The following is an 11511-nucleotide window of genomic DNA, read 5'->3' as shown; positions in this document are numbered from 1 at the left end:
TTCACAGCACCTATATTCACGACACCTACAAAAAATCGCGATCGCTGCTACTCCTTGACTCATTAATCGCATAAATGCCTGTAATCATTATGGAGCATAGCTTAGAGCTTTTCTTAGTGCCATTCGTCTATAGATAATGAGCCAACCTGATTCAGGGCTTGTTGATACTGTTCTTCTTGCCAGTTTAAATATTGATTTAATTGTGGGGCTTGAGAGTCAAATACTTTACTTGGATCAGATGTTCCACCTGCAAACTCTACTCCTTGGGCTAGATGCGACCAATACTGCTGCATCAAGAATTGCCAATTTTGCTGATTTTCTTACCCAATTGTCGAATTGGAGTTTTAATCTCTTTATCAGCATCAGATGCCAAATTCGCTGTTTGCTCACCAACTTCCATCAGCACTTCGCTAATTTCATGGCCTGTGGCTTTATTACTTTTGAGCAATTGCTTAAGTTGCTTGAGGTGAGTGGCAATTTCTTTAATTTCCGGCTCTTTAGCCTTATGTAATAAGTCATGCCATTCATCAACTAAACTCAAGGCATCCTCGCTTGAGAGTACACTCAAATCCCCATCTAAGGTCGAGCCTAGTGACTCTAGCTTTTGGCTCCAGTCGTCATTATCAGTTTCTATTTCTGCTGCATTTTTCTGAGAAGCTTTGTTATTTGTCTGTTCCTCATGAGTTGCGCTGCGCTTACCTTTCACCAACTATTTCAGCCAAAAACCCAAGTCAAAAAATTAGATGAAAAGACCGCGCTATTAGCCAACCGCCTGACTCCCACTGATGAGCAAATTCGAGATTGGCTGCAATCACCAGAAATAAAACAGTGGCTTGTTAAACTTCCGATAGGAATAACCAATACGCTGAAGATAGAGATGCTTAACACTATCATCAAAAATATTCTTGATAAACCAGATAAAGATTGTCGAGTGCAATACAGTGGTGCAGCGATTGGGATTGATGTCTTACGGTGGCAACTTTGGGCATCTTATAAATTGCCTTATGCTAGCGGTATTAAAGCTCCTGATTGTCCATACACGTTGCAAAAGCATTTGAAACAATCCACTCGTGAACAATCAACAACGAACAAGCATGCATCCCACATTGACTAACGAGCAGATACAACAGCTTTTCCTGGACTACAGTCGAACTTGTAGTATTCTAACGGGCTGCAAAATGACTTTGCACCTGGTTCGCAACTCGTCTGAAATTGAAAGAATACTAGCCGCACAAAAGCTTGCAGCAGAAAGTTTAGCCCCCTTTGAAGACGCAATATATTCTCTTGACGAAGTATTAACCGCACTTAGCGACGCCAATGATCAAATTCTGTCTCAACTCAAATGCGATATTGCTCCAGATGTCCAAGCCGATTTAATTGCAGAAAATATTAAATTCACCGATGTCTGTCATCACGTTCTTGTTCAACTGCAACATCAAAACGAACCTGATTACAATTACGAGTCGTGAAGCGTAAAGCCCCCGTGTTTTTAACCGGGGGATATAAGCGAACGGGATGAATTCATTCATCCATGATGTGGGTCGTTAATGTACTCCAAAACACATGAAGTACTAATTTCCTGGATATGTGCTGAAAATACCAAACAAGTAACACCAGTATATTAGCTTGATACTTGCTTTACGTCTAACTAAAGGTTGAGCTGATAATCCCACTGGATGTAAAAATGCACACCATTTTCCACAAAAATCTCAATTTTCTGTGTCTCAAGTTATAAGACTAAAACTGGAAAAGCTTGATTAAATCAAGTTAGTAACATTCTAGAATGCCCACAGAGCAGCTAGTTTCCACCTAGCTACCTGTAGGACTTCCTCCATAATTGAGTTGGCAACTAAGGAGGCCATATCATCGTGTCAGATCATTACTGTGATCCCTGTCCTGAATTTGACATAAATATCTTTAAAGGTTTGACAATTCTTGTAGCTGATGATACACAAGACAACGTTTTTTTAACTAGATATATTCTTAAAAGCTACGGAATTCAGGTTATAAGTGCATCCAATGCTTCTTCCGCATTTGCTCTCATCAAGCATGAGAGTGTAGATCTTTTAATTAGCGACATTGATCTGCCAGATGAGTCTGGCTATTCTTTAATACACAGAGTTCGTTCACTTATGCCTCTACAAACTAGAGATATTCCTGCCATTGCTTTGAGTGAGAAGACTCATAAGCAAGCTCATCAACAGGCTCTCACTTCTGGATTCCAAACTTATATTCAAAAGCCTTCCAATCCTCTCTCTATCCATAAATATAAGAGACTATTAATTATAGAAATCGCAAAACTGCTATGCCGTTCTAACAGAAACAGTTCTTCACTATTTAGCGACTACTCCTGCTTGCTAACGAAGTAGCTAAGCATCCCCGCTTTCCATAAATTGAATAAACCAACGATTGCCACGATTAATAGTGTTACCAAGACAGATACTCCCAATGCATGGAAAGTTTAATTTATTTTTGCACGGGCCCCTAAGCGGGAAACAGCGATACACGAACATGAGATTTACAATAGTTTTAATGTCGCTTGGGCTTATAATTTGCTCAATAAGTGGTTAATAGCGTGCAATAATTCATAGATAGTGTAGGGCTTCCGTAAAAATGCCTTAACACCAGCATTAGCAGCTTCAAAAAGTTGGTCGTTTGTCGGAATACCACTGACAGCAAGAACTTTGACAGATGGATTCATTTGCTGCAAGATGCTGATCACAGCTAACCCATCCATTGACGGCATCATCATATCCATCAACACCATGTTGATGTTCTTTTGATGCTCGGCATACAATGATATTGCCTCAATACCATTGCTAGCTGTCAGAGTTTTGTAGTTGTAGTCTTCTAAGGAAACTTTGGTAATTTCTACAATTGCGGCTTCATCATCAACAATCAGAATTAATTCTCCATTGCCTAATAGTGATTCTAAATTCTCTGCTAGCGGTTTGGTACTTTCCTCCATAGATGGCAAGTACACCTGAAACTTTGTGCCTTTGCCTACCTTGCTCTCTACATTCACAAAACCACCGTAATTTTTGACAATGCCAATTACAGTGGACAGACCCAGCCCTGTGCCTTTACCTAATTCCTTAGTAGTGAAAAAGGGTTCAAAAATGCGCTCCAAAATTAGCGGGGGTATGCCAAATCCGGTATCCGAAACAGTAATGACCACATAAGAGCCGACTTGAGCATTGAGATTCATCCTGGCAAAGTTTTCATCAACGAAGTAGTTTTCTGCACTAATAGACAAATCTCCACCTTTAGGCATAGCATCACGAGCGTTGATGCACAGGTTCATTAGAACCTGATGTATTTGAGTGGCGTCTGCCAAGATAGTCAAGAACTTATCTTTAGGTAGATTCTTGTTGATTTTGATAGACTTGGGAAATGTGCTTTTAGTAATTTGTTCAACTTCTAATAATAAGGGTTCTATTTGTAAACAAACACCTCTGCCCTGAATTTTAGTTTCAGAACCACGTGCGAAAGTTAGAATTTGCTTGACCAAATCAGCCGCACGCTTAGAGTTATCTTCTAGAACCTTTAGTAGTTGTTTATTGCGTGTATCAATATGCGGCAACTTGAGCGCCAACATTTCAACTGAAGCCATAATTGGCGTCAAGATATTGTTGAGGTCATGAGCAATACCACTTGCCAGCGTGCCAAGGCTCTCCAAGCGCTGGGCATGGAGGAATTGCGCTTGGAGTTGTTTTTTCTCGGTAATGTCAGTGTCAACACACAGAAGAGATTTGGGTTGAAATGCTTCATCCTGCATTAATGTCCAGCGGCTTTCAACGATAATTTCCTTACCGGATTTTGTCAGTTTATGTAATTCGCCTTGCCACGAGCCGCATTCTAAGACATCTTGAAAAGCTGCTTCTAGTTGTGTTGAAGTTTCTTTGTACAAAAACTGTTTCGGATTCTTTCCCAAAGCCTCACTCGCTTGCCAACCGTACAAGCGCTCTGCACCTTGACTCCAAAATAGGATTTTTCCGTGGAAATCTTGAACTAAAATCGCGTCGCTAGCAATGTCAAGTAGAGCGGCTTGTTCTTTGATTTTCTGTTCGGTCTGCTTGCGCTCAGTTATATCTTGTGCTATACCACCACAGTAGCGAACTTTTTTGTGTTGATCATACACAGCAAAGCACCGATCCCAAATCCAACGCACCGAGCCATCTGGTCGTAAGATTCTATATTCTACTTCAACAGGCTGATCATTGAGCTGTTGCTGTAGGGTTTTGCTCATAAGATTGCAATCTTCTGGATGAATCGTGTTTATCCAGTAGTTCTGGTCAAGCAGACTTTGGCAAGAGCGTCCCCAAATCTTCGCATAACCAGGGCTAATGTAGAGGATTTGAGAGAAGTCTGGAGTAGCAATCCAAATTGCTGCATAAATATTCTCTGCAAACAGACGAAATTTCTCCTCACTCTGCTCTAATGCTTCTTCAGCACGCTTGCGCTCTGCGAGTTCGGATTGTACCTGCTCGTACAGTTGAGATTGTTGAATGGCAATGCTTATTTGTGTTGCCAATTGCTGGAGTAAATCAATTTCCCAGGTTTGCCACTGTCTAGGTGCTGTACATTGGTTAGCAACTAACAGTCCCCACAATTTTTCTCCTTGCAAGATAGGGACTACCAAGTTTGCCTTGACCTGAAACTGAACTAGTAAATCGCGGTGACATTCGCTAAGACCTACTGTATAAATATCAGCTACAGCTTGAATCCGCCCCTGTATATACTCTTCGCCTTTCGTTTCCATGAAATAAGTATCTTGGGCTTGAGCATTTAGAATTGAGAGCCAACCTTCACCAACACATTCCACCACCACAGTCCCACTATAGTCTGGTTCAAAGCGATACATGAACACCCGGTCAGCCCGAAGCAACTGGCGTACTTCACTAACAGTGGTGTTCAGAACCTCACTCAAATTCAAACTTTGCCGGATACGTACAGCGATTGCCATCACTAGTCGCTGCTGCTCAATTTGCTGTTGTAGTGCTAACTCCACCTGCTGACAATCTTTAAGCAGGCACATTTGATTAGATTCATCATTGTTCATTTGCAATCTGCCTAACCATTACCATTAAGTTATTGATATCTCGTGACTGTTGCTTATTGAAAACAGCGTTAATACTCTCAAACTTATACCAGATTAGGTAGCAATAATAAACGCAGAGTTGAGAGCTAATGCCTAAAAACCCTGTTCATACTCCAAAGTCTAAGCTCTAGGCAATGAATCATCCGATTTATCTAATAATTATTTGATAAAAATAGACCATTTTTATGAAACTATTTTATTGATCTTATCAAATACTATTTATTAACTAATATGCATTAAATTAGCATTACTTATGATTAGCGAGGTGAGTTTCTAGAAAGATCATATAAAACCTTACTAACGCCTAATTTTGATTTCTAAATTCTCTAAACATCCCGCTCTCCATAAATTGAACTTTCCATGAATTGAGGTATCGGCAGCAATGCGATTTTGTGAGATGGGTAAGCTCTTGAGGCTCTTTAGACAGGGGAAGAGAAAGAAATAAGTGTATAAGCAATCTGTTTCAGTAGTAAAAAGTACTCTTATTTATCTGTTTGCTCCCCCTGCTCCTCTGCTCAAGAAAGCCCCCCTGCCCATTTCACGAGAATCTCACTTTTCGCGTTGCTCCCAGGGTATCTGTCTAGACAACACTATTAATCGTAGCAATCGTTGGTTTGTTCAATTTATTTTTGCTTAACCCTTAAAAAGGTGAAAATTTAATCTTCATCAACTGAAAGTAAGCTTTAAAAGGAGTTCTGATTGAACATCTATCTCCTTAATTGCAGCATAAATGACAATTTCCTACAAACTCCGTAAACTGCACATATGTCTAGTAATGAAGGAAAAAACTTTATAAATCTAGCTTGTGCAAAGCTTTTCTTTGTTTTAACTCTTAAGCTTTAAATTCGGATTTCTGGAGTTGCACCATCTAAGGGGTTAAGCAAAAATAAATTGGTCAGGATCGCGTGACTCTGCTTGGCTCAACTCAGGCACTTCGACAGCTTGCACGGTAATCGTGGTTACGCTTGGGTTTTCTTCTGTTGCCGCGCCCTGGAGTGGTTTTGTGTTGCTCCCTGTTTTCTTGCGCTGTTTTGGTGGCTTGTTGATTATGCCACCTCCAGACTCTGAGCGTTTAAGCAGGTATTAAAATGTGTCATGATCTGAATATCTGATTATTAGAATTTTTGCCCCAGCCCTGATCCGGTTGGGGTTTTTCGTCTTGAAAGCTTATTTTTTGGTAAACCCGTCTGAAATTTACTATGCCCGATATGACAACGTTTTGGGTTACTGTAATCGCCTGATTATGCGAGATTAGCTTTGGTAAGAGTGCCGTATATGATTATTTTACTGATTAATTAAATTAGATGATCACTATTTATTTACATAATTTTCTTTTCAATTGCTCTCACTTAGTTTGGTTTATTTAATTAATAACATGAATCCCAAAATATTAGATATAATTAAATAAATATTCGCCACAAATCATTGAACTTATGTCAAATATAGATGCTCATTTTCACCAACTCTTTCAACCAAAAACCCCAGCTAATAAATTAGATGAAAAGACCGCGCTATTAACCAATCGTCGAACTCCCACTGATGAGCAAATTCGAGATTGGCTGCAATCACCAGAAATAAAACAGTGGCTTAACAAGCAGATGATGGGAATTACGAATACTCTCAAGATAGAGATGGTTAACACTATCATCAAAAATATTCTTGATAAACCAGATAAAGATTGTCGAGTGCAATACAGTGGTGCAGTGATTGGAATTGATGTCTTGCGCTGGCAGCTTTGGGCATCTTATAAACTGCCCTATGCCAGTGGATTAAAAGCTCCTGATTGTCCTTATACACTCAAAAAACATTTGGAGCAGCGAGACTAAAAAATCTGCTTGACTAATAGCGTTCGCAAAGAGAACTTCCCCTTAAAGCATCACTTAAAGGGTTGTCCCCAAAGACTCCACATCTCTTTATTAAACGGGCTATGCTACTTTTGAATCATTGCTTGCTCTAATGCTTGACGCGCTTTTTTTTGCATCGGGGCATCCCACCAAAAACCGATATTCACCGCAGTCTTGATGTCATAGCGATGATTCAGGTCTTGGTAGCCGACTACGCCCACGTTCAACGCGCAGCGTCTTTGAAGAAGAAGGCTGGGGATTTATTTTTATGGATCTCCATAATTAAGCAGGCTATTTACATTATCATATTGAACAAGTCAGAATGTAACCTGAATTTTTTACTAAATCTCCTGGGAGCAAAAATAAAAACAGACACAAGCTCAACAATTACGTCTAATCTTTTCATTTAATCTGATTACTTTCTTCGGCTTAATCATTAAGATAGGTAGAAAAGCTCACAAGCTTTTAGTAATTTTGTAACTTAGATAACTCCAATTAGTTACAACAATCACTCCCGGTGAGACAAACATCACAAATCATTTATGTCTAAATCTTTAGTTTAATAGTTGAGCTTTTTAAATTAATTTGAAAACATCACCTACCTGAAAAGCCAGCTATTCAAATAAAGGATTATTTAAAATGTCTGATATCAACTCTGCCAAATTAGTTGAAATTCTTGACCACTTTGGGTTTACAAATGGAAGTTTTACAGGTGAATTAGAACGCATACTTTACCTCCTACCAGGATATGAAAATTATCGTCTAGGCTTTAGATGGGTTAAAGATGATAATTTTTGTTCCGATGCAATTGAAGTTACTTTAAGTAAATGCTGGAGTGGATTAATCATGGCCCAATGGCGTGTGAATTTATTTTTGTTCGGGCTAGTTTTGAGGCAAGCTCAGATGTTTGCTTCGGAATTGGAATCACTCGATGAAGTGGAGCATAGTTAAAGTTAAAACCTGCTTGTTTGAAGCCCCTAGTAGTTCGCTCTCGTGAACTGAGCTGGGTAAAGGCAAAGAGGTAAAGGTGTTTTATCCCTTTCCACTGCCCCTTAGCTTGCCAAACACCTCGTTGAGAATTTGATTTACTTCGTTTTCTGTCGCTGGAGTATCCCAGGCTCCCGTAGATACCAAACTTTGCGTGTACTCTTGAATCCAAATCTTCAAAAACTCTTTTTGTTCAACTCTGGTTCCTTTGGGTAATATTATTGTGACTGGAAGTTGATTAAAAATTAGACTGCAAGCTTCGCACACTCCTATACCAGGAACATTAATTTTAAAAATTCTGTTGGACATACTGCCCTGTTCCGGCGCAAAAACCAGAAGGGTCAACAACCAATACTGTTCGGTTAAGACATCTCTCCGTTGAGGCAGCACTTGTGCAGAGCAGCAAAAAAGAAAGAATTTATACAAAAACTCTCCTCTGCACAAATGCTTACCTTCTTCTTTCAAAGACGCTACGCGAACACCAGCAAGTTTCTCGTCCGAACCGTATTGGGTCAACCACAACTGCTGTATATTGACACGAAGAATTGTTTCTCTTTCCTAAGAAGTTGTTCAACATCAAAATTACTTGCACTGTTTAGACATTAACTGCAAGTTAGTTTTTGATTTAGTTTAAGGATGTTTTTTTAAACTCAAACCTCAGTACTACAAAACTCAAAACATAGGACTTTGGAACTTGGTTTGAATAAAATAGAGGAATTGGTAATATAAGGTATATCTCTTAATCCTTGACGCTTCCACTCAGGATAAATGTAATTTTGCAACCAGCAAGTAAGTTCCCAAGAATACTTGTTATTTATCTCCTTTAATAGTACTGTCGCGTTATTTATAGATAAAAAGTCAAATTTCTCTCCATACAATTCTAATGGAAAAGCCAGACTGTTTACAAGGCTTTCATATTTACTCACTTGAGAATTTATGTGCGGCTCCAAACAATAGTTAATCACAGAGAAAGCTGCAATACTTAAATTGAGAGCATCATCAGCAAATATAAAACTTTCACCGTCTTTATTTGATTCATAATCTATAGGTAGCCAGAAATCTCTACAATAAAACTGATAATTAGTAGACATAAATTACTTCATTATTTAAAAGGATAGCCAAATTCCACTCTTGTTTCCCTGGACTAATGAATTTAAGTTAAATTGCTTGAGATCGAATAACAATAAGGGGAAACCGCTTTAAAACAGTTATCAGCTATCAGTTACCAGGCGTATCGGCGGGCGTAGGTTTAGACCCACCACCAACGCATTCCACTCCTCTGGTGTGGTGTTTCACCAAGGATTTTACTGATAACTGTTTACTGCTCACTGTTCACTGTCAACTGGGTTAAAAAGATACCAGATGTGTTTATAGTCTCAATCCATGCTGTTAAAAACAGTACCACTATGCCTACTGGTTTCTTTCTATATCTAAAGGAGGAAATCGAAAGAGTTTATCGGAATTTTGAGTTACTTTTTATACGAGACATCGAAAAAATTAAGAAGTGCAGATGCAGCCTTGGTTCAGAAGGCAGCTATGCTGAAGGCAGCTATGCTGAAGTGAACCCACGTTAAAAAACGTGGGATTGAAGTAAGGACGCCTTGTGTCTCGTGCTACGCATCTCGACACAAATGTTCTATACTAGTGGGCTTTAGACCCACAACTAAAGTTTTTATTAATACTTCTTTCCTTCTGCCTTCTGCCCTCTGCCCTCTGCCTTTCTTTGTAAATCCTGCTCAAAAAGCCGCTAGAGGAGTATGAAGACATCCAGCCTTTAATTAAACCCAAGAATAGAGGTGCATATCTTTTACCTGAAGGCTAAGAATGGCTGTAGTTGTGTGAAGATGTAGGAAAAACTATAACCACTTCTTTGTGATACTAACTTACCGGATAATATAACCCCGTATTTTTGTTAAATTCCCACCCCATGCCCGATTTGTCCTTGCCCTTACACCATGCCACAAAAAGCGGTGGGTGCAGCTGATTACGCTGCTCGCGTATAGCTTCTACACTAACACCAAGTCTTGTAGCTAAACTCTCCTCGGTTAGCGGTTGAATTCTTTGAGTAGAGCGTTGATAATATGAATTGTTGTACGATTTCTTGGTTTGCTTGAGTTGGTTGTTCAGATAATCTTGAATTTTAAGAATCTCTTCAGTCAACGGTTTGATTCGAGCTGCCATCCCCTCAATTTTTTGTTCTAAAATAGTGGGATTAGGGATTGCTCCGGCTTCATTGCTATTAGATTCGCTTAACAACTGTGACTCGATTTGATTAAGTCGTTCGCAAATATCCAATATCGTTTGATTCGTAATGTTGGCGCTATTATTGCTAGCAACCAAGTACTCCTCCAAGTACTCCTCAACCCTTGCCTTAATCTTAGAGTCCAGGCGTTTATCTAAATCATTACTGACAATTTTATCAAGATCATCGGCTTTGTTGCATGAAACAAAAAAAAGATACACTAACTCCGTCAAGAACTGGTAATTAATCTTCCACTTTATAACTGTCTGGTTTGCCTAACTGGATCATGCGATTAAGTGCAGCACATTGCAGAAATAACTCAACAGCTTGGTTATCAAAAAAGCGTCGTCTTAATTTACCTCCGAAAATGCATTTGAGTTGAAACATAGCCGTTTCAGACAAAGAGCGTCGATGATATCTACTTTCTTGCTTCCATTGCTGGCGACCAATTTGATGTATCCGACGCAAATTTTCATCTCTAGGATGTGGGGGTAGTTCAGAGTTACTAGGCTGTTGAATCTGGGCATTACTGCGAGGTGGAATTGTGGCTATTGCCCCCCTTGAGGCGATAATGTCATAACAGTCAAATGTGTCATAGCCACCATCACCAGATACTTGCTCTATGGGCTGTTCAATCTGCTCCAATATGTCTGGTAGCACTTCGCAATCAGCCATATCATTAGTAGTAACCACCGCACCTAGAATTTCACCACTGTCCTGATCACAGCCAAGATGCAACTTCCGCCACATCCGTCTTTTACCTACTCCATGTGTGCGGACTTTCCACTCACCTTCACCATACACTTTCACACCAGTTGAATCCACCACCACATGAACAGCCTGATCTTTTGGTACAACTGGTAATTTCACCGACAATTTGCTTAAACGCCTCGATAGTGTGGAGTGTGCTGGTACGGCTAGCTCAATTCCCATGAGCATGAATAACGACTCCAAAAACCCCTCTGCTTGTCGTCCAGGCAAATGAAACACCGATTGAATCGTTCTCATCGTAGCAATCGCTGTATCTGAGTAATAATTCGATGCTCCCTTTGTTCCTGTTTTCTGTTGGTTGTGCCACTGCTCGATTGTCTCTTCATTTACCCAGAAGCTTATGCTGCCTCGCTGCTTGAGTGCTGCATCATAAGCGTTCCAATTCCGAACTTTGTACTGGGCTTTCGTCTTCATCGTTGGGCTAAGGGTTGGCAGAGATCGGATACCGTTGGCGAAATATTGCTTAACAAAAAAACGCCAAGTTTGCCGCGTATTACATGGAGAGGAGAGTTATACTTTTCCGTGCAATACACGGAAAGAAAAAAATTAAGTTAGTTGCCTCAATA

Annotated in this window: 13 protein-coding genes; 5 read left to right on the top strand and 8 right to left on the bottom strand. The window is 39.8% G+C overall.

What is annotated here, in order from left to right; all coding sequences use genetic code 11:
• Window positions 1-113 precede the first annotated feature (113 nt).
• A complete protein-coding gene (locus FNW02_RS35880; protein ID WP_191762252.1) occupies window positions 114-293 on the bottom strand; it encodes a hypothetical protein in 180 nt (59 codons plus the stop codon).
• Window positions 293-706: a hypothetical protein gene (locus tag FNW02_RS35875; RefSeq protein WP_191762251.1), complete on the bottom strand. Its 414-nt coding sequence runs from the start codon at window positions 704-706 to the stop codon at window positions 293-295. The genes FNW02_RS35880 and FNW02_RS35875 overlap by 1 nt, the downstream gene beginning before the upstream one ends.
• On the opposite strand from FNW02_RS35875, the gene FNW02_RS35870 reads away from it, so the two are divergent.
• From FNW02_RS35870 to FNW02_RS35860, 3 genes are all read left to right on the top strand, one after another.
• The gene (locus FNW02_RS35870; protein ID WP_191762250.1) at window positions 680-1114 is read left to right on the top strand and encodes a hypothetical protein; all 435 of its coding nucleotides are present in this window, start codon (window positions 680-682) and stop codon (window positions 1112-1114) included. The genes FNW02_RS35875 and FNW02_RS35870 overlap by 27 nt on opposite strands.
• Before the next feature lie 64 nt (window positions 1115-1178).
• The gene (locus FNW02_RS35865; protein WP_191762249.1) at window positions 1179-1469 is read left to right on the top strand and encodes a hypothetical protein; all 291 of its coding nucleotides are present in this window, start codon (window positions 1179-1181) and stop codon (window positions 1467-1469) included.
• 399 nt (window positions 1470-1868) lie between these two features.
• A complete protein-coding gene (locus FNW02_RS35860) occupies window positions 1869-2369 on the top strand; it encodes a response regulator (RefSeq protein ID WP_191762248.1) in 501 nt (166 codons plus the stop codon).
• Window positions 2370-2545: 176 nt separating this feature from the next.
• Here FNW02_RS35860 and FNW02_RS35855 read toward each other — a convergent pair whose 3' ends face one another.
• Window positions 2546-5062, bottom strand: a complete 2517-nt coding sequence (locus FNW02_RS35855) for a hybrid sensor histidine kinase/response regulator (protein ID WP_191762247.1) — start codon at window positions 5060-5062, stop codon at window positions 2546-2548.
• A 1472-nt stretch (window positions 5063-6534) separates the two neighbouring features.
• Between FNW02_RS35855 and FNW02_RS35850 the strand changes: the two genes are divergently transcribed.
• Window positions 6535-6927, top strand: a complete 393-nt coding sequence (locus tag FNW02_RS35850) for a hypothetical protein (protein ID WP_191762246.1) — start codon at window positions 6535-6537, stop codon at window positions 6925-6927.
• 104 nt (window positions 6928-7031) lie between these two features.
• Here FNW02_RS35850 and FNW02_RS35845 read toward each other — a convergent pair whose 3' ends face one another.
• Window positions 7032-7172: a hypothetical protein gene (locus FNW02_RS35845; protein ID WP_191762245.1), complete on the bottom strand. Its 141-nt coding sequence runs from the start codon at window positions 7170-7172 to the stop codon at window positions 7032-7034.
• 412 nt (window positions 7173-7584) lie between these two features.
• Between FNW02_RS35845 and FNW02_RS35840 the strand changes: the two genes are divergently transcribed.
• A complete protein-coding gene (locus tag FNW02_RS35840) occupies window positions 7585-7896 on the top strand; it encodes a hypothetical protein (protein ID WP_191762244.1) in 312 nt (103 codons plus the stop codon).
• Between the two features lie 81 nt (window positions 7897-7977).
• Here FNW02_RS35840 and FNW02_RS35835 read toward each other — a convergent pair whose 3' ends face one another.
• The 4 genes from FNW02_RS35835 to FNW02_RS35820 all read right to left on the bottom strand — a co-directional run bounded on the left by FNW02_RS35835 (window position 7978) and on the right by FNW02_RS35820 (window position 11359).
• Window positions 7978-8448, bottom strand: a complete 471-nt coding sequence (locus FNW02_RS35835; protein WP_191762243.1) for a hypothetical protein — start codon at window positions 8446-8448, stop codon at window positions 7978-7980.
• Window positions 8449-8582: 134 nt separating this feature from the next.
• Window positions 8583-9023, bottom strand: coding sequence for a hypothetical protein (locus tag FNW02_RS35830; RefSeq protein ID WP_191762242.1), 441 nt, complete (start codon window positions 9021-9023; stop codon window positions 8583-8585).
• A gap of 787 nt (window positions 9024-9810) precedes the next feature.
• The gene (locus tag FNW02_RS39315; RefSeq protein WP_348535506.1) at window positions 9811-10395 is read right to left on the bottom strand and encodes a hypothetical protein; all 585 of its coding nucleotides are present in this window, start codon (window positions 10393-10395) and stop codon (window positions 9811-9813) included.
• 22 nt (window positions 10396-10417) lie between these two features.
• Window positions 10418-11359: an IS5 family transposase gene (locus FNW02_RS35820; protein WP_191762241.1), complete on the bottom strand. Its 942-nt coding sequence runs from the start codon at window positions 11357-11359 to the stop codon at window positions 10418-10420.
• Window positions 11360-11511 lie beyond the last annotated feature (152 nt).

Source organism: Komarekiella delphini-convector SJRDD-AB1 (genome assembly GCF_014831675.1).
Taxonomy (GTDB): Bacteria; Cyanobacteriota; Cyanobacteriia; order Cyanobacteriales; family Nostocaceae; genus Komarekiella.
Note: the sequence above shows the minus strand (reverse complement) of the source record. Positions and strands in the feature narration are given on the sequence as shown.

Bases quoted from the DNA above. Each gene is read 5' to 3' on its own strand.
- FNW02_RS35880 (WP_191762252.1), bottom strand. From the start codon at position 293: ATGCAGCAGTATTGGTCGCATCTAGCCCAAGGAGTAGAGTTTGCAGGT.
- FNW02_RS35870 (WP_191762250.1), top strand. From the start codon at position 680: ATGAGTTGCGCTGCGCTTACCTTTCACCAACTATTTCAGCCAAAAACC.
- FNW02_RS35865 (WP_191762249.1), top strand. From the start codon at position 1,179: ATGACTTTGCACCTGGTTCGCAACTCGTCTGAAATTGAAAGAATACTA.
- FNW02_RS35855 (WP_191762247.1), bottom strand. From the start codon at position 5,062: ATGAACAATGATGAATCTAATCAAATGTGCCTGCTTAAAGATTGTCAG.
- FNW02_RS35850 (WP_191762246.1), top strand. From the start codon at position 6,535: ATGTCAAATATAGATGCTCATTTTCACCAACTCTTTCAACCAAAAACC.
- FNW02_RS35840 (WP_191762244.1), top strand. From the start codon at position 7,585: ATGTCTGATATCAACTCTGCCAAATTAGTTGAAATTCTTGACCACTTT.
- FNW02_RS35830 (WP_191762242.1), bottom strand. From the start codon at position 9,023: ATGTCTACTAATTATCAGTTTTATTGTAGAGATTTCTGGCTACCTATA.
- FNW02_RS35820 (WP_191762241.1), bottom strand. From the start codon at position 11,359: ATGAAGACGAAAGCCCAGTACAAAGTTCGGAATTGGAACGCTTATGAT.